Annotated in this window: 24 protein-coding genes and 1 pseudogene; 16 read left to right on the top strand and 9 right to left on the bottom strand. The window is 49.5% G+C overall.

Annotation, left to right across the window (positions count from 1 at the left end; all coding sequences use genetic code 11):
• Positions 1-231: 231 nt before the first annotated feature.
• From H6F88_RS15375 to H6F88_RS15365, 3 genes are all read left to right on the top strand, one after another.
• Positions 232-1140 (top strand): hypothetical protein, encoded by a 909-nt coding sequence (locus H6F88_RS15375; protein ID WP_190643634.1) that lies wholly within the window; start codon positions 232-234, stop codon positions 1138-1140.
• Positions 1141-1192: 52 nt separating this feature from the next.
• A complete protein-coding gene (locus H6F88_RS15370; RefSeq protein ID WP_190643633.1) occupies positions 1193-1366 on the top strand; it encodes a 50S ribosomal protein L32 in 174 nt (57 codons plus the stop codon).
• Between the two features lie 322 nt (positions 1367-1688).
• Positions 1689-2291 carry a sulfite oxidase-like oxidoreductase gene (locus H6F88_RS15365; protein ID WP_190643632.1) on the top strand — a complete coding sequence of 201 codons (603 nt, stop codon included), beginning with the start codon at positions 1689-1691 and terminating at the stop codon, positions 2289-2291.
• Between the two features lie 86 nt (positions 2292-2377).
• Here H6F88_RS15365 and H6F88_RS15360 read toward each other — a convergent pair whose 3' ends face one another.
• Positions 2378-3100, bottom strand: a complete 723-nt coding sequence (locus H6F88_RS15360; protein ID WP_190643631.1) for a diacylglycerol/polyprenol kinase family protein — start codon at positions 3098-3100, stop codon at positions 2378-2380.
• A gap of 134 nt (positions 3101-3234) precedes the next feature.
• Here H6F88_RS15360 and psb28 point away from each other — a divergent pair, with 134 nt between their 5' ends.
• Positions 3235-3606, top strand: a complete 372-nt coding sequence (gene psb28 / locus H6F88_RS15355; protein ID WP_190643630.1) for a photosystem II reaction center protein Psb28 — start codon at positions 3235-3237, stop codon at positions 3604-3606.
• Complete coding sequence (locus H6F88_RS15350) at positions 3603-4529, top strand: TIGR01777 family oxidoreductase (RefSeq protein WP_190643629.1); 927 nt, start codon at positions 3603-3605, stop codon at positions 4527-4529. The genes psb28 and H6F88_RS15350 overlap by 4 nt, the downstream gene beginning before the upstream one ends.
• A gap of 121 nt (positions 4530-4650) precedes the next feature.
• On the opposite strand, the gene H6F88_RS15345 is transcribed toward H6F88_RS15350, so the two are convergent.
• The 6 genes from H6F88_RS15345 to petB all read right to left on the bottom strand — a co-directional run bounded on the left by H6F88_RS15345 (position 4651) and on the right by petB (position 9614).
• Positions 4651-5031 (bottom strand): hypothetical protein, encoded by a 381-nt coding sequence (locus H6F88_RS15345; protein WP_190643628.1) that lies wholly within the window; start codon positions 5029-5031, stop codon positions 4651-4653.
• Positions 5032-5189: 158 nt separating this feature from the next.
• Entirely contained in the window at positions 5190-6374 is a 1185-nt protein-coding gene (locus tag H6F88_RS15340) for a glycosyltransferase (protein WP_190643627.1), read from the bottom strand.
• Between the two features lie 29 nt (positions 6375-6403).
• Positions 6404-7390, bottom strand: a complete 987-nt coding sequence (locus H6F88_RS15335) for a GDP-mannose 4,6-dehydratase (protein ID WP_190643626.1) — start codon at positions 7388-7390, stop codon at positions 6404-6406.
• A gap of 205 nt (positions 7391-7595) precedes the next feature.
• Positions 7596-8045, bottom strand: coding sequence for an anti-sigma regulatory factor (locus H6F88_RS15330; protein WP_190643649.1), 450 nt, complete (start codon positions 8043-8045; stop codon positions 7596-7598).
• 268 nt (positions 8046-8313) lie between these two features.
• On the bottom strand, positions 8314-8796 hold the full coding sequence (gene petD, locus H6F88_RS15325; protein WP_190643625.1) for a cytochrome b6-f complex subunit IV: 483 nt from the start codon (positions 8794-8796) through the stop codon (positions 8314-8316).
• Between the two features lie 149 nt (positions 8797-8945).
• The gene (gene petB, locus H6F88_RS15320; protein WP_190643624.1) at positions 8946-9614 is read right to left on the bottom strand and encodes a cytochrome b6; all 669 of its coding nucleotides are present in this window, start codon (positions 9612-9614) and stop codon (positions 8946-8948) included.
• Between the two features lie 253 nt (positions 9615-9867).
• On the opposite strand from petB, the gene ctpA reads away from it, so the two are divergent.
• Positions 9868-11103: a carboxyl-terminal processing protease CtpA gene (ctpA, locus tag H6F88_RS15315; protein WP_190643623.1), complete on the top strand. Its 1236-nt coding sequence runs from the start codon at positions 9868-9870 to the stop codon at positions 11101-11103.
• Positions 11093-12355, top strand: coding sequence for an HD domain-containing protein (locus H6F88_RS15310; protein WP_190643622.1), 1263 nt, complete (start codon positions 11093-11095; stop codon positions 12353-12355). Before ctpA ends, H6F88_RS15310 begins: the two co-directional genes overlap by 11 nt.
• Here the strand turns inward: H6F88_RS15310 and H6F88_RS15305 are convergent.
• The gene (locus tag H6F88_RS15305) at positions 12338-14674 is read right to left on the bottom strand and encodes a CHASE4 domain-containing protein (RefSeq protein WP_190643621.1); all 2337 of its coding nucleotides are present in this window, start codon (positions 14672-14674) and stop codon (positions 12338-12340) included. The genes H6F88_RS15310 and H6F88_RS15305 overlap by 18 nt on opposite strands.
• Before the next feature lie 577 nt (positions 14675-15251).
• Between H6F88_RS15305 and H6F88_RS15300 the strand changes: the two genes are divergently transcribed.
• The 9 genes from H6F88_RS15300 to H6F88_RS15260 all read left to right on the top strand — a co-directional run bounded on the left by H6F88_RS15300 (position 15252) and on the right by H6F88_RS15260 (position 21019).
• The gene (locus tag H6F88_RS15300; protein ID WP_199333628.1) at positions 15252-16037 is read left to right on the top strand and encodes a hypothetical protein; all 786 of its coding nucleotides are present in this window, start codon (positions 15252-15254) and stop codon (positions 16035-16037) included.
• Positions 16038-16299: 262 nt separating this feature from the next.
• Positions 16300-16518, top strand: a complete 219-nt coding sequence (gene gvpA, locus H6F88_RS15295) for a gas vesicle structural protein GvpA (RefSeq protein WP_190643620.1) — start codon at positions 16300-16302, stop codon at positions 16516-16518.
• Between the two features lie 138 nt (positions 16519-16656).
• Positions 16657-17607, top strand: coding sequence for a gas vesicle protein GvpC (gene gvpC / locus H6F88_RS15290; RefSeq protein WP_190643619.1), 951 nt, complete (start codon positions 16657-16659; stop codon positions 17605-17607).
• Positions 17604-18902 carry a gas vesicle protein GvpN gene (gene gvpN, locus H6F88_RS15285; protein ID WP_190643618.1) on the top strand — a complete coding sequence of 433 codons (1299 nt, stop codon included), beginning with the start codon at positions 17604-17606 and terminating at the stop codon, positions 18900-18902. Before gvpC ends, gvpN begins: the two co-directional genes overlap by 4 nt.
• Positions 18899-19258 carry a gas vesicle protein gene (locus H6F88_RS15280; RefSeq protein WP_190643617.1) on the top strand — a complete coding sequence of 120 codons (360 nt, stop codon included), beginning with the start codon at positions 18899-18901 and terminating at the stop codon, positions 19256-19258. The genes gvpN and H6F88_RS15280 overlap by 4 nt, the downstream gene beginning before the upstream one ends.
• Positions 19259-19285: 27 nt before the next feature.
• Positions 19286-19498 carry a hypothetical protein gene (locus tag H6F88_RS15275; protein WP_190643616.1) on the top strand — a complete coding sequence of 71 codons (213 nt, stop codon included), beginning with the start codon at positions 19286-19288 and terminating at the stop codon, positions 19496-19498.
• A gap of 9 nt (positions 19499-19507) precedes the next feature.
• Positions 19508-19978 carry a gas vesicle protein K gene (locus H6F88_RS15270; protein ID WP_190643615.1) on the top strand — a complete coding sequence of 157 codons (471 nt, stop codon included), beginning with the start codon at positions 19508-19510 and terminating at the stop codon, positions 19976-19978.
• 40 nt (positions 19979-20018) lie between these two features.
• Positions 20019-20753 carry a GvpL/GvpF family gas vesicle protein gene (locus H6F88_RS15265; RefSeq protein ID WP_190643614.1) on the top strand — a complete coding sequence of 245 codons (735 nt, stop codon included), beginning with the start codon at positions 20019-20021 and terminating at the stop codon, positions 20751-20753.
• Between the two features lie 8 nt (positions 20754-20761).
• Positions 20762-21019, top strand: a complete 258-nt coding sequence (locus H6F88_RS15260; RefSeq protein WP_190643613.1) for a gas vesicle protein GvpG — start codon at positions 20762-20764, stop codon at positions 21017-21019.
• A gap of 319 nt (positions 21020-21338) precedes the next feature.
• Here the strand turns inward: H6F88_RS15260 and H6F88_RS15255 are convergent.
• Positions 21339-21434, bottom strand: a pseudogene (locus tag H6F88_RS15255) (IS5/IS1182 family transposase); the annotation flags it as partial.

Genomic DNA, 21434 nt, shown 5'->3' with positions numbered 1-21434 from the left:
CAGTTCACTAAAGTCAAGAATCTTCTTTAGGGAGCATGACTGAGCATTCTCATATCGTTATCTTCTGCATATATGGCAACGCCAAATTAGACCTGTCTCGAGAGAGCTTGCCATGACTTTTCAGCTTTGGAGGAATCTACTGTGGAATTCTTGAAGTCTGTTTCCATACAAGGGAATGTTCAAGTTAAATCCTGCTTTTGCTTGGGTTTAGGAAGGGCAATCGCCCCTGTTATGGCAACTGTTTTAGGGTTGTCCAGTGGAGTCTTGCTAGTGGAAGCGATCGCCCCCCAAGCTGTCCACGCTCAAACCAATCAAGTTAGCGTCTCCCTCCAGCGCCAACCTAACGAAAGTTTTGAAACACTGATCAACCGGGCAGAAGCCGCTGCTAGAGCAACTGCGCAGCAAAACTTTGCAAGCAGCGCAACGAGTGGTGTAGCCGTCACGGTTCTAGGTGAAAGTGCTGGTTTAGTAGCTCCCCTTCTGTCCCTAGAAGTCAACCGCGACAATTGGCGTAGTCGCCCAGACCCTCAGCAATGGGCAACCTACTACAGCGATGCCAGAACCCTACTAGGCTTCGAGAGCCTTGCTCCTGCTACCGCTGCACAGCCCACCCCAGCGGTACCAACCCAACCCACAGCAGACCCCAACAACCCAACAACACCCGAGCCAACCGCTCAAACTCCCGCAACTACTCCTGCGACAACGATTGTCATTCCACCTAATGCTCAGGTTAGTCCTACGACTCAACCCACTTCGGGAACTTCTTCACAGACACCTCCAGGCAACATCACTCCAGGTGAGCCTCAGCAAGCTCCAGGCACCCCAAGCACTCAACCCAGCAACACACTCAATCAACAACCCGCAGGACAATCTGGGAGCAACACAGGCGATCCCCGGCAGCCTGCTCTTGGAGATCCCAGCGTTGGAGAAGACACCAGCGACACCGCTCCCCCAACTCAAAACGATATTCAGCAACCTGAAATAGGAGATCCCAGCGTTGGCGATCAAAACACTACGAATGAAGCTCCTCAAACTGAAGTAGATACTCCTGGAAGCGTTCCTTCACCCGGGCCCGTTGGGGTACCCGAGGTTTACGATCCTGGACCAATTGGGGTACCTCGTTCAGGGGTTGGGAAATAGCGTGAAAAACAGACTATAATCGAAAGGTTGTAAAATTTCAGCAATCACGGTCATGGCTCAGCCTAAGAAGAAAACGTCCAAGTCTAAGCGAGACAAGCGCAAAGCGACCTGGAAGCGCAAAGCAACGTTGCAAGCTCAAAAAGCTCTCTCGCTCGGTAAGTCAATCCTGACTGGGCGTTCTGCTAGCTTTGTCTATCCCGAAAAAGAAGAAGAAGAGGAAGAATAAGCGACGGCAATTATTGCTGTTGGCTTAACTCTCAAAGGCAGTTCAATAAAGCTATTGCCGCTTAAAGAGCTGCTGCACATAAAACGACCTAGAAGGTTTGCCCCGCGCACTGCACAGGGCAAACCTTTTGGTTTTTAGGAACTGGGTATTAAGTACGGTGAGTCGAGCGATCGCTCAATAGATCAAAGTCCCATAGAAGAAAGTCCTATAAAAGTTGGACAAATTCTTCAGAGGGTAACTTCAGCGGCTAATTTTGCTACACAGTTAGATAGAAGATGGAATGATTGCCTACCATCCTTATATGCCGCTACTCTAAACCACTATGCTGGGAAAATTTTTTCAAAAGCCAGGTCCCGAGCTACAAGATCGCGTACCTCCAGGACAACACCTGACCAAAGGGTTTCCCGTGTTGACCTACGGCCAAACCCCGACCGTCAATTCTGAAGATTGGCAGTTTAAGGTTTGGGGACTAGCTAAACCGGTTACATTTAGCTGGTCAGACTTCATGCAGATGCCTCAAAGTGACTTCACGGCTGACTTTCACTGCGTTACCACCTGGTCAAAGCTAGACGTGCAGTGGACTGGAGTAAAAGTAACAGATTTTATCAAACATATAGAAGTTGACCCCAAAGCTGCCCACATCCTGGAGCACTGCTACGGCGGATACACCACCAACATTGCCCTTGACGATTTTCTGCGAGAAGAAAATTTCTTTGCTCACACGCTTTTCGGTGAACCACTTCCCCCAGACCACGGCGGGCCGATGCGGCTGGTGGTGCCTCACCTATATGCCTGGAAGAGCGCCAAGTGGATCAATGGCTTAGAGTTTCTTGATCACGAAGAACTGGGATTTTGGGAGCGAAATGGCTACCATCGCCGAGGTGAACCCTGGGCCGAAGAGCGCTACAGTGGGCGATTCTCTTAGTTCTGAATGCACCAGGACAGTAGTTTTACTCTCTTCCTGGTTAAAGATCAGGTACTAAAAGATTCAGGAATACACCCCTGAATCTTTTAATGGGAGAGTAGGAGCAAGTTCTCCGGGAGAGCTTGACTCAAGGCAAATGCCAAAATGGCGCTGCCAACGGGGACAGTCAGGTTATCAATGCCAAATTTGGAGAAAGCTTCTAAGCCTGTTGCGGTAAGGGCGATCGCCCCTGCGATTAGCCAGATTTGCCAGACATTTCCTTGAACACTGAGCAAAATTAGGCTAGTGACGAGATAGCTGGCGATCGCCATCGTCAGCGACCCCTCCCAGCTTTTTTCAATTCCCCACAGCTTGTAGCGATGCTGTCCCCAGCGTTGCCCCACCAGCGCTGCCAGTCCATCTCCCCAGGTCATGACCAGAATGCCTATCACTGCATACTGGGGTTGCTGCTGCCAAAAAACGGCAATCAGAACGCCAATGCTAACTGCATAGAAGAACGTTCCCAAACTTTTACGCCCAACGCTGTTAAGGCTGGGCAGCAGAGAAACTCGGTAGGAGAGGAGCGTCACTGCACTGAACAATATCGACGCAGCAATTCCTACCCACGCTGGAATTTGGAGCCACCAAGCCAGCAGAATAACATTACCCGTGCCGATGTGAATGACCTTTCGGACGGACTCTGGCTCTGCCCATCTTGAGCGATTTAGGGCTTCTGCCGACAGCAAAACAACCCCTAACCAGACTGCGACGATCAGTAGTTGCAGCCAGAGGGCTGGCGCAGATTCTAACCAGGAAGTTGAACTCACCAAAAGCTGAAGCGTTAGAACAAGAAAAGATTGCTGTTTTTCACTTTAATGGATTTAGCGTGATGCGGGTCATTCTCAATCCAGAGTTATTCCCTCTCAGCCTCCGTTATACTGATTCTTAAGCTTTGTTTAATTTTATGTCTGCCCAAACTCCCTCTATCCAGTTTTTTGAAGGCGTTCCTGAAACACTTAGCGATGTCAGTCTCCGAAAAAACCGCACTTCTGGCATTCGCAGTGTGCTGCTGGTGTTTCAAGAACTGAAATCACTGGAAAGGTTCAGGAGCTACACCAAAAGGTTCACAAACTCTGTTCGCTTAACCGATGAGGAAGGCGAAATTAACATAGAACCGTCCTCTGTACAGTTTATTTTTGGCGGACCAGAAGGGGATGATTTGAAGCGGGTAGAGTGCAAGTTTGAGATTGATCGAGAAGACCACTGGGAGCGGTTTATGCGCTTTATGCACCGCTACGCAGAGGCAAACGGTATGGTTTATGGGGAAGTTTCATGAAAGTAGCAGTGACGGGTGCAACCGGATTTGTCGGCACCCGATTGGTAGAGCGACTCAACGCCGAAGGACACACAGTTGTAGTGCTGACCCGCAGTCTCGAGCGAGGCAAGCAAGTCTTTCCCACTGCAACATTTCCAAATGTGGAAGTGTTTGCTTACGCACCCTTAGAATCGGGCGATTGGCAAGCCGTGATTTCGGGTTGTGATGGCGTAGTCAATCTGGCAGGAGAGCCGATCGCCGAAGGACGCTGGACACCACAGCGCAAGCAAATTATTCTCGACAGCCGCAAGGTCGGAACCGAGAAAATTGTAGAAGCGATCGCCCGAGCAAATCCTAAACCCTCAGTGCTGGTCAACTCCTCAGCAGTCGGCTACTACGGCACTAGCGAAACAGCAACCTTTGATGAGAGCAGCCCGGCAGCGGATGATTTCCTGGCGCAGGTCTGTCAAGCCTGGGAAGCTTCTGCGAGCAAAGTGAAAGAGAGTGGCACACGGCTAGTCATTTTACGCACAGGCATTGTGCTGGGAATGGGCGGAGCGATCGCCAAAATGCTGCCACCCTTTCAACTCTTTGCAGGCGGTCCGCTTGGCAGTGGTCGCCAGTGGGTTTCCTGGATTCATCGGGAAGATTTGGTGAACCTCATTCTGAGTGCTTTGACTCAGCCAAACATGGAGGGAACATTCAACGCCACCGCACCCAACCCGGTTCACATGTCTGAACTTTGCAATACCTTAGGGGAAGTGCTAAATCGTCCTTCCTGGCTACCCGTACCTGACTTTGCGCTAGAAGCTCTGCTGGGAGACGCTGCCATTGTAGTACTAGAAGGTCAGAAGGTTTTGCCCAAGCAAACACAGTCTTCTGGCTTCAAATATCAGTACCCTTTGGTGAAACAGGCAATACAGGAAATTGTTCAAAAGGTTTAGCACTGCTGATGCTAAACAGAACTCGTGACTAGAGAAACTCGTTTAGACGGGTTTCGCTTTTATGGCTATAGTTTAACCACTACGCTAAGCTCAAAAGATTTGCCTTCGCCTGTTGGATCGCTTAATCTTCGATTTGCTTAGCAGAAACTTCTACCGCCTCAACGTCAACTGTGCCAGGAGGGGTAAGACGGTGAAAGTGCCGCTTCTCCATCTTTAGAGGTTCACTGCAGTTAGGACAACGCAACTGCATTCCGTTGATGGCAGTGAAACTGTAACTACACACCGGGCAATTGTCTTCAACTAGATTGCGCTGCAACCACCAGCGGAAGCCCAAGAAAGCGATCGCCGGAGTAATCAAAAGCAACCCAATCAGGATCACAAAAGATTTGACTAGCCAGCCCAGCCCAATTGCACCCAATAGCCAGACAACTGCAAATATAGTGAGCCAAAAGCTAAAGCCAGATAGGTTTAGCTGTAGGTTTCTGTAGCTGTTTTGGTTCACAGTAATCTCCTTCAATCAGCCAGACTAGCTAGATTTTGCATTTGCTCCGTTCCAAGGTGGCAACCTCGACAAGAATCAAACGCTCTCCAGACCTTCCTTCAGGATAGGATATCTGGCTGACCAATGACAGGAAGAATCTTGTCAGTCAAGCTAACTCCTCACAGGCTGGACTGCAAGAGATGATGGAGTTTGTGAGTCAAAGCATCTCGACCAAACAGGGCGATCGCCTGCTCCCTTAGCCACGCGCCATCACAACGGCGATCGGAGAGCTCACCATTCACCTGTTCGCAGCCTTTGAGCATTTCAATACAGGCATGAGCAACTGCCTCCGGATTTCGGTGGGGTACCTGCCAGCCCAGTTTGCCATCCTGGAGCGGATCAGCAGAGCCATCTGCATCACCCGACAGCACAGGTACACCGCAAGCCATCGCTTCCAGATACACAATGCCAAAGCCTTCTTGTGACGGCATCACATAAGCATCTGCAAGCCGATAATGCTCCACCAATGCTTCAGTTGGCACAAATCCGGCAAAAACAACTTGATCTTCAACTCCCAGATCCTTCGCTAGCTGAGCCAATCGAGGTTGGTCATCGCCGCGTCCAATCACTAGGTACTTGACTTCTGGAAAAACCTGGGCGATCGCAGGCAGTGCCCGAATCGTCACATCTACACCTTTGTAAATGTCTCCAGACCACAGCCGCGCTACGGTCATCAGCACCTTGTGATCGACCAAATCATACTGCTTTAGCAGCGCTTCAGATTTAGCTCCAGGTGTAAAGTAATCCCCATTGACAACGCAAGGTAAAAATTTCACCTTGTTTGGGTTAAGTCCGTTTGCCTCGCAAGCGCGATCGCGGCTGTAGCGACTGATTGTCCAAATCTGGTCAGCATGGTGCAGTGCTTCACGATCTCGCTTAGGTAAGGTTGTCCATACCTCTTTGCCGTAGGTCAGCACCGTGTAGGGAATGCCCAAAGGACGACACAGCCATTGCACCAGCGGAGCTAGATTCACGTGACCACAAAATACTCGCTGCGGTCGGTGTTGCACCAGATAAACGAGTAGGGCGACCGCCAGCCGAATGCGTCCTAACCTCGGGGACTTTGTTCTCAGGTATCTAAACCTGAAAAACCGCGTAGCAAAAGGATTTGAGCAATCTTGTCCATCTCGCAGGAGAAATACGTCAGCTTTAGGAACGTCAGTTAGCTCTGAATAGCTGCGAAAGATATCCTTGACGTAAGACTGAATGCCACCCTCTCGCGCAAAAATTTCTAGAAAAATAAACAGATAGGGAGCAGCAGCGATCGCAGGGCTGGGTTCTTTGAGAGAGTTGCGCTGAGTCACAGGTGGGTTCGTCAAATTGCTTATAGTGGTTAGGGAGCAGCAGGAGTAACTGCACCTGATTTCAGGCGCTCCAGATCCTTCAAAACCATTTCTTGAATTAGTGCCTCAAAGCTGACTTGAGGTTGCCAGTTCAAGTTCTGTTTGGCTTTAGCAGGATTGGCGACTAAGTGAAAATGCTCGTCGGTACGAATCAGCTTCGGATCGACGTTGACATATTCTGCCCAATTTAGGTCTACACAAGCAAAAGCCGCCGCCACAAGTTGCTCGACGCTATGCAGTTGCCCTGTACCAATCACATAGTCTTCGGGTGTTTTGGCTTGCAGCATCCGCCACATTGCCTCAACGTGATCTCCGGCATAGCCCCAGTCACGCTTAGCTTGTAGGTTACCCATCTCCAGGCGATCGCTTAAACCCAACTTGATTGATGCGACAGCTAGAGCAACTTTGCGCGTAACAAAATTGGGAGGACGGAGCGGAGACTCATGGTTATACAAAATGCCGCTACAGGCAAACAAACCATATCGCTGGCGATGATGCACCATTGTCCAATGGGCGTGTACCTTTGCTGCCGCATAGGGGTTCATCGGACGGAAGGGCGTGTTTTCGTCCTGGGGCGACTGATCAACCTGCCCAAACATCTCTGAACTGCTTGCCTGGTAAAACCGCGTAGCTAAGCCAACCTGTCGCACGGCTGACAGCAGGCGAGTTGCAGTGCCTGTGACCAAGTCCAGCGTCCCTAACGGATCAGACCAGGAAGCAGGGACAAAGCTAGGAGCCGCTAAATTGTAAATCTCGTCGGGTCGAAGCTGCTCGACAGCTTCCAGGAGAGCTGCACTGTCAGTTAAAGCAACAGAGTACACTTCTACCTGCCCTGCCAGGTCGCCCAACTTAGCTAGATTACTTTGCCGCTGCGGAGGAGTTAGCCCCACTACACGATAGCCGTGCTTTAAAAGCAAACGGCTCAAGTAATAACCATCTTGACCCGTGATTCCTGTGATTAGAGCTGTCTTCGACATGCGTTCACTTTATCTCCATCACGCCGCCCGCACGACCAGCAATGATTTAGATGGGTGAATCTCTTTAGCAGAAGCGATCGCTGGTAGCTGCTAAATCGTAGCAAACTCCCCCTCAAACTCAATCCCAAAACCTACTGGATTAACCGAATCTTTGTATCCAACTAAGAAAAATATCGCTAAAGCTTTATCAGCCCGTTATATCTGGTTAGCCCTTGTCAGGCACAGTTTGTTCTTTGGTTGCGTGTTTGACGATTAATAAGCAATTTCTGTTGTCTGGCGATCGCTCATAAACTACATAATCAGCCAACCGCCTGAGCAAAAACCAGCCATAGCCCCCCTGCCGCAAAGTACCAGGTTCAGGCTCTTCTAAAACATCCGGGTTGAAAGGCTTGCCCTGATCCCAAATGCGAATCTCCATCCGGTCATTCCAGAGACACAAATCGATCTCAATTGTCGTTTCTGAAGGAAGCTCGTGATGAGCGTGACGCACCGCATTCGTAAATCCTTCAGTCAAAGCCAGATTCATCGGATAATGCTGCTCTTTGAGCCAAAACGACTTGGCAGCATATCGCAGACAAAACTGGTCGAACCACTCCTGGATGTGCGTCAAGACGCTCAAATCACTCTTAACGATTAAATGATCGTGCTGCAACATGCCCACACTCAGCCAGGACTCAAATTCCACTGAGCTTAAGTAGCCAATTTTTTGATTAGTTGCCTACTTAGCCGCATTGTTAGCAATAAAATGATGTCTTAGTCAACAGGTTAGAACACATCTTTCAGTTAAAAGCTACAGGTTCAAAACGCATAACGCCTGCGTTGCCCTACTGGAGATGCACCCACATCCCAATAAACCAACACAGGCGTAAAAGAGCATTCTAAACAACTTTAGAACCAGAAAATCTGGAAAGCCCAGCTTTCTCTTAGAACAGGCCCCAAGTTAGGGATTTGTCAATTGGGAAAGTTGCACCCACTCCCAGCCAAATCGTGACGAGCGTACCAAACAGAAACACGCTGGTCGCGATTGGACGACGGAAAGGATTCTGAAACTTGTTAACACTCTCAACGAAAGGAACAAGGATCATGCCCAATGGGACAGATGCCATCGCCGCAACACCCAACAGCTTGTTAGGCAGAATACGGAGAATCTGGAATACGGGGTAGAGATACCACTCTGGCAGAATTTCCAGAGGAGTTGCGAAGGGATTAGCAGGCTCTCCAGTCAGGGCTGGGTCCAGGACAGCTAGGGCGACGCAGCAAGCAATCGTTCCCAGAATTACAACGGGGAAGATGTAGAGCAGGTCGTTTGGCCAAGCGGGTTCACCATAATAGTTGTGACCCATGCCCTTCTTGAGTTTTTCGCGCAATGCGGGATCGCTAAGATCCGGCTTTTTAACAGTTGCCATAGCCTATGGTGTTCTCCTTTGGGTCTGAGACAGGAAGTAAAGAAAGGTTAAGCAGTGCCGTTCAACAATTACAGCCTAGTTTACCGAAATCAGAGAATCAACATCTGCCACCCAAGGATACAATTTGCCAACCTTGTGAGGTCTGAAACCTACAAGGGGCCAGAAATACCCTGCTTGCGGATCATCAAGAAGTGCAACAGCATGAAGACTGCAATCAGCCAGGGTAAAACAAAGGTGTGAGCGCTGTAGTAGCGGGTTAGCGTTGCTTGTCCCACACTGGAGCCACCCCGTAACATATCAGCAATCAATGTACCTACAACAGGAATCGCTTCGGGAACACCAGAGACGATTTTGACTGCCCAGTACCCAATTTGATCCCAGGGCAGGGAGTAGCCGGTTACACCGAAGGAGACAGTGATTACAGCGAGAATAACGCCGGTTACCCAAGTCAACTCACGGGGTTTCTTGAAACCACCCGTCAGATAAACCCGGAAGGTGTGCAGGATCATCATCAGCACCATCATGCTGGCAGACCAGCGGTGAATGGAGCGAATCAACCAACCAAAGCTAACGTCGGTCATCAAATACTGAACTGACTCGAACGCCTCTGCTACAGTCGGACGGTAATAAAAGGTCATTGCAAATCCAGTCGCAAACTGGATTAGGAAACAGGTCAGGGTAATTCCACCCAGGCAATAGAAGATATTAACGTGGGGAGGGACGTATTTGCTGCTGATGTCATCAGCCAGTGCCTGAATTTCCAGGCGCTCCTCAAACCACTGGTAAGCTTTCGAGTCGGTTACCTGCTTAGTAAACATGAAGCAAGAGTTCCAAAAAATGTGTTGCTGTCAATAGAAAATGTAACATAGCCGTTGGGTAGATTTCACGGTCGAAACCTTCTCTTGGGCAGAGGTTAGGCGATTTTAGGTTCAGACTTGCTACTATCTTGCTACTATGTTCTCTTTAACTTTCGTAGCTGAGGCCTAAGGATAGGGATCAGACGTTTCGAGATTTGCGCTGACTCAGTCAGCTTGTGGCAACAAGTCTTTACCTAAGTTTAAGATCTGCTTTATGAGAAAACAGTTTTTTCGAATCGGGCTGCTTTTAGCATTGTCGGTTTTGATAGTGTTGGGCAGTTGGATTCCAGTCGCAAATGCTTTTACTGAAGAGCAGAAGTTGCTCAGTGAGGTCTGGCGGATTGTAGACCGAGCCTACGTAGATGACACGTTTAACCACCAAAACTGGTGGTTTGTACGGCAGCGGGCGCTGAAGCAACCTTTAGAGAACCGGGAGCAAACTTATACTGCTATTCAGCAGATGCTAGCGAGTTTGAACGACCCGTTTACTCGGTTGCTTAAGCCTGACCAATATCGCAGCTTGCAAACCAATACGTCTGGAGAATTGACGGGCGTAGGCTTACAAATTGCCCAAGATGGGGAAACTGGGGAACTGCGGGTAATTGCACCGATTGAAGGATCTCCGGCGGATCAAGCGGGAATTCAACCCCGCGATCGCATCCTCGAAATTGACGGTTCCTCGACTGCAACTTTGACGCTAGACGAGGCAGCAGCGCGAATGCGGGGACCGATTGGCAGTGAGGTCACCCTGAAGGTAGGGCGATCGGAATCTGAATCAATAGAGGTAAAGCTAGTGCGCGATCGCATCAGTTTGAACCCAGTGTATGCAGAGTTGCGTTCCCAATCAGAAGGAAAGGCGATCGGCTACATTCGGCTGAACCAATTCAACGCCAATGCAACGGCTGAACTTGCCCATGCAGTGAGCCAGTTGGAAGCAGAAGGCGCAGAAGGTTATGTTCTGGATTTACGCAACAATCCGGGTGGGCTGTTGCAGGCAGGCATCGAAATTGCTCGACTCTGGTTGGAGCAGGGAACAGTTGTCTACACAGTCAACCGCCAGGGGATTCAAGACAGTTTTGACGCGACTGGGCAGGCAATTACCGATGACCCGCTAGTGGTTCTAGTCAACCAGGGAACTGCTAGTGCCAGCGAGATCTTGGCAGGTGCATTGCAGGACAACGGACGGGCTTTGCTGGTCGGAGAAAAAACCTTTGGGAAAGGGCTGATTCAATCGCTGTTTAACCTATCGGATGGTTCTGGGCTAGCAGTGACGATCGCCAAGTATGAGACTCCAAATCACCATGACATTAATCGTCAAGGCATCGTGCCGGATTTGGTTGTTTCCCTCGACCCAATTACTCGTGACCAGGTCGGTACGGTCGCCGATCGCCAGTATCAGGCTGCGGTAGATGTGTTGACTCAGCAAACGGTGGTTGCAGGTGCAGCCTAACGCAGGGCGAACCTATCACGACCCCTTGCATGGGGCGATCGCCCTTGATCAAAGTGACCCAGTTGAGGCGCTGCTGATTCGGCTGATCGACACTCCAGCCTTTCAACGGTTGCGCCGAATTCGGCAGCTTGGTCCAGCCAGCCTCACCTTTCACGGGGCAGAAGGGTCACGGTTTACCCACTCTTTAGGCGTGATGGCGATCGCCCGTCGCGCCTTTGACCGCATTGCTCATCACTACCCGCTGCTCAAACCTTACCGAGCAACCGTACTTTGTGCAGCCCTACTGCATGACGTAGGGCATGGGCCGTTCAGCCACACCTGCGAAGATATCTTTGGCTGTCACCATGAGTACTGGACAGGACGCATCTTGCGAGAATCTGCTCCTGTGAGGCAGTTGTTAGATGAGTTTGAGCCTAACTTATTGAACCAGCTTCAGCAGGTTTACCAGAAACAGCATCCCGTGCCGTTGGTGTGGCAGTTGGTTTCTAGCCAGTTAGATTGCGATCGCCTGGATTATTTAATGCGCGACAGCTACTTTACTGGAGCCAACTATGGCAAGCTAGACCTCGATCGCATCCTAATGGCAATGAGCTACGACCCCGTGAGCCAGCAGCTTGTGGTTGCACGGAAAGGTATGGCGGCGATCGAGCATTACCTGATTGTGCGCTACTTTATGTACGCTCAGGTTTACAACCATCCCAAAAACGTTGCTGCGGTCTGGGTGTTAGAACACGCCTTCAAACGAGCACGAGAACAGCTAAACCTGGGTAACTTACAGGCAGATGAAGTCGTCACGGCATGGCTTCAGGAGGACTGCGACCAACTGTCCCTGACGCAGTATCTAGATGCTGATGATGGTGTGTTTGCCTATCATCTGCATCGCTGGCAGGGCCATGCAGATCCAGTTTTGGCAGACTTGTGCCGCCGCTTCTTAGATCGGGATTTACTAAAAACTTTGGATATCACGCATTTGGGAATCGCACAGCAGACTCAACTGTTGCAACGGGTGCAGAATTGGCTAGCAAAGACAAGCATTCCACCCCTTTCTCAACCCCAGTACTATGCAGGGCTTCGCACGGCTCTGAGTCACGGCTATACGCTTTATCAACGTGGCATTAAGCTAGCAACAGAAACCGGATTGCAAGAAATCAGCGATCAGTCACCCTTAGTGAAAACACTGATTCAGCCCTGGCAAAGAACCTGGCTACTCTACCCGCGCGAGCTTGACCCAGCGTTACTTATAACGACTTAAGAGGCTGGTACGGCACTGAGGCAACTGCCTTTGCAGAGGAATCTGAATCGTGAATTCAGCCCCCTGACCAGGAGTAGAGCGGCACTGCAACTGCCCCTGATGATTACCGACAATAACTTGATAGCCTACCGATAGTCCCAGTCCTGTACCTTCACCGATCGCCTTGGTGGTAAAAAACGGATCAAACAGTCGCGCTTTAACCTGCTCTGAAAAACCCGTTCCGTTGTCTGAAATTTGCACAATTGCGTGATCGCCTTTCAGTAAGGTTTGAATCCAAATCTTAGGAGACTGCCATTCCCCTAGCTGACCTTCCCTCAGATGCCATTCTTCTGAAACATTCCATTTTCGTTCTAGCGCTTCGATTGCATTCAGCAGGATGTTCATAAAGACCTGATTGAGCTGCTTGGCATAGCACTCTACTAGCGGCAGGTCGCCATAATCTTTGACAACCTGAATCGCTGGATGCAGATCATTAGATTGGAGCCGGTTTTCCAACAGCATCAGCGTACTCTCGATGCCTTCGTGAATGTTGACCGCCTTGAGGTCTGCCTCATTCAGACGGGAGAAATTGCAAAGTGACAAGATCAACTGGTGAATTCGTTCCGAGCCAACTTTCATCGACGAGAACAGCTTTGGCAGGTCTTCCAACAAAAAATCCAGGTCGGCGGACTCCGTCTTTGCCAAGATTTCGGCTGACGGTTGAGGATAGTGTTTTTGGTAAAGCCGAATCAGATTCAGCAAGTCCTGGATGTGGCTATCAGCATGAGTCAAATTGCCAGAGATGAAGTTAACAGGATTGTTGATTTCGTGGGCAATTCCAGCCACAAGCTGGCTCAGGCTAGATATCTTTTCGCTCTGCACAAGCTGTGCCTGAGTCTGCTGCAGTTCAGCCAAGGTGCTTTTTAGTTGTTCAGCTTGGTTGCGGTATTTTGCTTCAGACTGACGCAAAATCGCTTCCGTTTGCTTGCGTTCGGTGACATTCTCAAACATTCCCAGGATGTAGCACCCATTTCCCTGAGGGCTGTGGATGAGCGTTGCGGTGAGATTTACCCAGAGGGTTTCCTGATTTTGCTTGAGGTAGCGCTTCTCAGTTTGGTAATTGGCGATCGCTCCCGCTATCAGTTGTTCAAACAGGTGGCAGTTCTGGTTCCAGTCATCCGAGTGGGTGATTTCCTGCACTGTCTTTGCTTCTAGCTCGGCACTGGTGTAGCCCAGCATTTCACACAACGCATGGTTAACTTTCATGATTTGACCGCTGCTGATGTTAGCGATCGCCATCCCAATCGGCGCATCTTCAAACACCTTGCGAAACCGCTCTTCTTGAAGCAGCGCTTGCTCTATGCGATCGCGCTCAATAATATTAGCGGTCAGTCTACGCCACAGCAGCCAGATTACCAGCCCAAACAGCGTCCCCAAACTGAGCAGCGACAATCCTAAATAGCGCAAGCTCAGCGCCCCCTGTTGATAAATAACTCTGGGCATATCTGCCCGCAGCAGCAAGGTGGGCTGCTCCTGGATGTCTTCGATTAGAACGTAACCTGCGATCGCATCGGAGTCTAAAGGCTGTATCCAGTTGGATTGCCCATTGAATAAAGCGGTACGAGCAGCCTCAAAATCAGGGGGTAGTGATCCAGCGATCTGACGCAGGTCGAGCGAAACGCGTGTCAGCTCAGACAAACGTGATACCTCAGCCGCATCTAAGTAGCGCCCCATCACCAGAGTGCCGCGACTTGGTCCTTCCAGATTGCTAGTCAGCACCGAATGGGCCGCTATCAGCATTGGACCATCTGGCAACAGCACAATGCCAGAATGTGGTTTGCCATCAGCATGATGAAGAATGCCGCTGTCTACAACGGCATCTTGCACAGCCTGAGAAACAGAAGTGATGTCAGAGCTAATTGGATCACGCCTTTGGCTGAAGACAACTTGCTCCGAAGGACGCGCCATCAAAATGAGATGAAGGTTAAAGCTTTCCCACATCGCTTGATTGAGATTTAGCTTGACATAATCTGAATCTCTATTAGTGATGAACGCGTAGGTATCATCCCAAACCGCGTAGTCTCGTACAGTAGTACCAAGGATTTCAAAATCCTGCTTCAGCGCATCTAAAGCTCGCTCCAGGTTTTGATGCATTGCCTGAGCTTCTACGCGTTCGAAGCCGTGCAACAAAATTGCAGATGAAACAGAGAACATCGTACCTGCTGCACTCAATAGCGTCATTGCAATCACCAGCGGTAGGTGCGTGCGCTGAGTCGCTTGCTTAAACTTAAAGCGATTGCGTTTTGGGGTTGGTTTAAATAAAGAACTGCCTAAGTACACAGCATTTTATAAAGTGAAGGGTTAGAAACGATTCGTTTCAGTCAGCAGAGGTGGAGCCAGCGATCTACCAAAGACAACCCACCCTATCTACTACTCTCTTGCGTTTTACGTTACCGGAGAGATGCGCCCTTCAATCAGTCAGTCATGCTATTGAAAATAACTTTACTATTTACCTATTCTGCTTACTACGTAGATCCTACTACGTCTGTTCAGCAAAGACTCCGTATATGTGCTGGAAATGTCGTGATCTAACTCAGGGAATGTGCTAACTTTTGCTCCAAAGACCTTGATTCCTATCAAATTTAGGGCTACGAGATGCTGCTTATCTAGCTTCTTTGGAAGCTTTCAAACGGTTGTAGTGTATCCCTTTCAGCTAGATCAAAAATACAGGAAAGGCAAACAGGAATTCAAAAATATTCTTTCACTCCCAGGAAAATTGGAGATTAGAAATTTCGATAAAGATGGGATGAAGTTCTAATCAAGTCTTTGGTTTTAGCGATCGCTGTGGATCTATCAAAACCATCACACGCTTCTCAACCATAGCGACCTGCTCTGCTCAAAATGAGGAACAACCGTTTTGGCAGTAGAGGTTAGTAGAATTGTGGCGATCGCACTCAACTTTGGATTTGCTCTATTGGTGCTGCTGGTATTTGGACTGCTGCAATGGCTGCACATTCCAACAGGCAGCTTCCTCGACTGGATTATTGGCATTGCTGTCTTTGAATGGCTATTGGTAATTGTGACAGTGCCCTGGAACGTCCACTTCGACGCAAAGGAAGTGTTAGCTGAGGCAGACCAATCTGAAGAAAAAGGAATTGAGGTAAACGCCAAGCAAGTTGAATATGCTACAAAAGTAGCTCAAGCTTCGCTCTGGGTAGCGATCGCCCTTCACCTGATTTCTGCGGTTGGACTCTACACCCTAGCTGCCAATGGTATTAGTGCGATCGGCTACATCGGTTCTGGGGCAGCATTGTTGCTCATAGTGCTGCGTCCAGCAGCTAGAACTTACCAGTATTTAGCAATGCGGCTGACAATGATTCGCCAGCAGATAAAGTATCCCCGCGAGGACGTGCTAGAACTGCGCGATCGCGTCTTCACGCTTGAAGAAACTATCAAACGCCTGGAAGAACAGCTTAGTCCTAACGAATCAACCTCCTGGGTATCGACCCAGCAGCGAGATTTAGAAGCCACCCGCCAGCAGTGCATTCGCCTAGATGCTCAACTACGAGAACTACAGGCAACCAACCAAGCAGAGCACGAGCGAATCATGAGAGAAGCAAAGGGGGCGATCGCTCAACTCAGCACCGACGGTCAATTTCTAGAACATGTGCGCGAAATTATTCGCTTTTTTAAGACGGCCTAACTTCTATCAGGCTGTATTAACCGTGAGCTGATTTACAAATTTTTAAGTGGTGTTACCAATCGACTTGTTGTTTTTACAACTCGTTGTTGATCGATCAGAAATATCGGGAATGTTATGAACATCTCCAGAGTTTAGATGTCTTCGCCGAGCCAACTTGCTTCCGGGCGATCGCTCTCAGCTCTAGAGAAATGCCTGTCTATGTATCAGAAAGTCGGGCATTTTCGGATTCTACTAACACAACGAATTTCGTAGGTAACTAAACATGGCTGTTGAAAAAGTAAACTCCTCCTCTAGCTTGGCTGAAGTCGTTGATCGCATCCTCGACAAAGGCATCGTTGTTGACGCATGGGTTCGCGTTTCCCTTGTTGGAATCGAACTGCTAGCTATTGAAGCTCGCGTCGTGATCGCTTCCGTAGAAACCTACTTGAAGTATGCCGAAGCAGTCGGTTTGACCACTCAAGCTGCCGTTCCCGCTTCCTAGGAAATCCCCAAAATTGGGGAGCTACTCCGGCTCCCCTCTTTCCATTGGGTCAAATAGATTTAACTGAAATTCTCTTAATCGATTAAATCAATCAAACCCATTAACCATTAATTCCTAGCCTCGCAGGAGGAGATTTTTGTGATTGCGCTCAAAGATTTATGGCAAGAACAACGCCAACAGCGTCAGCAAGAAATAGCCCAACGTCAGCAGCAGGTGCGTGAGACCCTAGGCGCATTTCAACAACAGCGCCAACAAAGTGCCGCCCAACTGCGAGATGATCTGAGCCTATTTCAGCTTGGCTTGCAGCAAGAAACTCAAGTTTTTCTGGGTCATCTCAGCGATCGCCGACAAGTTCAGGCTCAAGAATTGGCTCAGGAGCTATACAACTTTCACATCGATTTGAATCAATCTGTGGCTTCTTTGCGGCAAGAGTTAAAGATTAAAGTTCAAGCCATTCAGGCAGAAGTTCAACTGTTGCTGGAAACAAATCAGCAGCGACGGGCGCAAGTCCAGATACAGTTAGCTCAAGACTTAGCCGCCTTTATGGAATCGCTCCATTCAGAAGTTCAGACCTACCTTTCTGAACTGGAATTGATGCGCCAAGACCGGGCAAATCAGCTACAGCAAGAACTTGAGCAAAATCGGGCTAAACGACTTGCCGAAATGACCGCACTGCGAGCCGAATTGTGTGACTACTGCACCAGTTTGCGAACAATGATCTGGGGAAATGGTAGCTCTAGCGCCAGTTCCGAACCGGGTTCTGCTGCATTAAATAGCGTTTCACCTGTTGCAGATTCAGTGGCGATCGCCCTTACTCCAGCCTTACCCACTGCACCAGTTCGACCTCAACCCATTCAGGTCACATCAGTTCCTCAAGCGTTGAATTCGCTGCAAAAAGACCCAGTGCAGCTAGAAGAAGAAATCTACTATCACATTTACCAGGTGCAAGGGGCACGCCTCACCGAGCTTGAAACCGCATTAGGCATCAATCGCTTTCAAGCCGTGGATGCACTCCGCTCCTTGATTAAGAAAGGATTAGTAACCCAGCGCGATCGCGTCTACCTGATTCAAGAGGAAGCAAGCCTGTGACCACCGTTCTCCAAGCCCGCCCCCGTCGCTTTGTCAGCACTCCCTCAGTCGAGCGAGTGGCAACGAGAGCTTTACGCTACCTTCAGTCCGGCTTCTCTGTCCACCTGCGTGGTCCCGCTGGGACTGGCAAAACCACCCTGGCACTTCACCTGGCAGATTTGCTCACTCGTCCCATCATGCTGATTTTTGGCGACGACGAGTTCAAGACCTCCGACCTGATTGGCAACCAAACTGGCTACACCCGCAAAAAAGTAGTCGATAACTACATTCACAGTGTCGTCAAAGTTGAGGACGAACTGCGGCAAAACTGGGTTGACTCTCGCCTAACTCTTGCCTGCCGAGAAGGATTCACCCTGGTCTATGACGAGTTCAACCGCTCTCGCCCGGAAGTCAACAACGTGCTGCTATCGGCACTAGAAGAAAAGCTGCTGGTGCTGCCTCCTAGCGGTAATCGCAACGAATACATTCGAGTTAATCCTCATTTTCGTGCCATCTTCACCTCAAATCCAGAAGAGTATTGTGGTGTTCATGAAACGCAGGATGCCTTGCTCGATCGCCTGGTAACAATCAACATGCCAGAGCCGGACGAACTGACCCAACAGGAAATTGTGGTACAGAAAACTGGCATCGATCGAGAAAGCGCTGCAATCATCGTCAGCCTAGTTAAAGCATTTCGGATTAAGACTGGAGCAGAGAAAACTTCAGGCTTGCGGTCTTGCCTGATGGTAGGCAAGGTCTGCCATGAGCACGAGATCCTGGTGATGCCCGAAAACCCCGAATTCCGCGACATTTGTCACGACGTTTTGCTCTCTCGCACAGGGCGATCGCTAGCTGAATCTACTCAATTGCTCTGGGAACTGTTCAACGAACTAATTTCCCTTGAGCTCGACCCCGCTGACCTGTTAGAAGATTGCGATCTGTCACAGCCTGAAACTCTGATCTTTAGCCCTCAGTCTCAGGCACATTCAGAAGTTGAGGTGCTGTCAGGTGAATTGACAAAACAGTCCGCTTCGCCAAACAGCAATAAGCAGGATGAGTCAAATCTAGAAATTGACGAACTTTCGACTTTCACTAACACAGAGTCAAGCGTCCCGTTTGAGTGGGAAGTTTATGAGTATCTGCAGGAATTTCAGGACGCTCGAATTGCCCAAATTGAGGCAGCTCTAGGAATTAATCGCTACCAAGTCGTGACGGCACTGCGATCGCTAACCGAACAGGGAATTCAGTTTAATTCCAGCATTGCTGAAACAATCTCTGCCTACCAAATCCACATTACCAGCGAGGATGAAGTATGACTGTAACTCAAGCTCGTCCTATAGCTGGTGGAAATAGCGGCAATCGGGCAATTGGCACGTCTACTTCAGGTTCCACTCTGGCGGATGTCCTCGAACGGGTTCTCGATAAAGGCATTGTAATTGCCGGGGATATTTCTGTCTCGGTAGGGTCTACAGAACTATTGAGCATTCGCATTCGCCTGCTGATCTCATCGGTAGACAAAGCCAAAGAAATGGGAATCAACTGGTGGGAAAATGACCCTTATCTGAGCGGGCAGTCGCGCCAATTGCTTGAAGCAAACCAACAACTTCAGGCAAGAATTGAGAGCCTGGAAACAGAATTGCGATCGCTAAAGGCGGCTGAAAACTTAGCCTGAGAACCTAGCAAGTTAAGGACTGAAAAGATGATTACGCTTAGAACCATGAAGCAGATCGCCACTAGTCGAACGATTCCTAGCTTTCGGGCTTGTCGGTCTTTGGGGCGAGCGCACCTCCTTTCTGAGCAAGGACGAATTGCTACTGCACAATCCGAAATGTTTGATCAGGAGTCCCTTCGCCAATGGCGTAACCAGCAGGGGCAACACAAATCTCAGCAAGTGCCAACCCGCCAGCGTTAAGCTTACGTCATGGCTTCTTCTGATTCTCCAATTCAACTCACACCTGAAAGCTCCCTTCCTGAGCAAAGTGGAGCCAACTCGGGTTTGGCTCCCTTGCTACTGACGGTGGTTGAGCTAGTGCGGCAACTCATGGAAGCTCAGGTAATCCGCCGCATGGAAGCAAAAGAACTGAGCGACGAAGATTTAGAACGAGCCGCAGACAGCCTGCGAAAGCTAGAGGAACAAGTCGTCCAGCTTTGCGAAATTTTTGAAATTGACCCAGCAGATCTAAATATTGATTTAGGCGAGATCGGGACGTTACTTCCCAAGTCAAATGGGTACTATCCAGGTGAGGCTTCAGCGAACCCATCCATTCTGGAACTGTTAGACCGACTGCTCAACACAGGAGTGGTGGTGGAAGGAGAAGTTGACTTAGGACTGGCTCAACTCAACCTGATCCACGCCAAATTGCAGTTAGTGCTGACCTCCAAGCCAATTTAGTAAGCCAGCGCAGCTTCGTCTGTTTAAAGGAGTTTTCACTATGGGAAACGGTTTATATCTCTACGGCATTTTCCCCGCTCCAGGACCAACAAATTTGCATCTAGAGGGGTTAGACCGTCAGCCTGTACAGGCTCATGCAATTGACGAGTTCGTCTTCTTGTATTCAGAAGCTCAGCAAGAAAGGTATTTAGCCAGCCGTCGCAACCTGTTAGGACATGAGAAAGTGCTGGAGCAGGCAATGGAGAAGGGATATCGAACCCTGTTGCCGCTACAGTTTGGGCTGATTATTGAAAACTGGGAAACGGTCAATCAGCAGCTTATTGTGCCACAGGGTCAGGGTTTAGGCGAACTGTTTAACAAGCTGAACGGACGGCGCGAAGTCGGCGTAAAGGTATTTTGGGATGCAAGTGCTGAATTGGAAGCATTGCTTCAGGAAGATCAAGGTTTGCTGGCGGAGCGCAATCGCCTCGAAGGAAAATCCCTCAGCATGGATCAGGTCGTGCAAATCGGGCAGGCGATCGAGCAGGCGATGGCAAACCGCAAACAGAGCATCATCGAGGTTTTCCAGGGAACCCTCAATCCATTGGCGATCGATGTTGTAGAAAACGATGCAATGACCGACGCAATGATTTATAACGCCGCTTACCTGATCCCTTGGGATGAGGAAACCTACTTTAGCCAGCAGGTTGAGGCACTCGATCAGCAGTTTGATGAGCGGCTCCGCATCCGCTACAACAGCTTCACCGCTCCGTTTAACTTTGTCCAACTTAATTGAGGCAATCCATGTTTCTTGATCTTCTCCTGACACCGATTACAGCTCCCATCAGTGGCATCGCCTGGGTCGGCAATAAAGTTCTAGAGCAGGCAAACGCAGCCCTAGACGACAAGGAAAACTTGAGCAAACAGTTGCTGGCACTCCAACTCGCATTCGACATGGGCGAAATTCCTGAGGAGGAATTTGAAATCCAGGAAGAGGAACTGCTGTTAGCAATTCAAGCGTTAGAAGATGAAGTTAGAGCAGCAGAACAGGAACTTGAGTAGATAAAATTCTCGTTACGAGGCTTCGCCTTATCATGCAGCTCCAGAGGCCCTGCCTCCTATGAGGCGATCGCCGATCACGTCTCACTCCGGCTTGGGAATCGCTTCAGAGAAGCTCCAAATTCTTCAACTACCAACAGAGAAGCTAGAGCTTCCAAACCAATATTTCAAGCTGGAGATTGGAAACGAGCAAATAAACAAATCTGTTTCCCAACACGGGTAGGGGCGTGGCTTCGGCAGATAGACCTCAAAACAAACTGAAAGCCTTTGCTCGAATGCTACGCCCTTACAAGGACACTCGCTACTAGACTTCCTGCATGAATCAAGAGGCATGTGCCAATTCATAGTTGAGTAAGCCAGCAATCAGGTTCAAGCGCAAGCCAAACCGTTTTCTGCGGTTGCGATAACGTCCTGCAAA

The organism is Oculatella sp. FACHB-28, from assembly GCF_014696015.1.
Classification (GTDB): Bacteria; Cyanobacteriota; Cyanobacteriia; order Elainellales; family Elainellaceae; genus JAAUTN01.
Note: the sequence above shows the minus strand (reverse complement) of the source record. Positions and strands in the feature narration are given on the sequence as shown.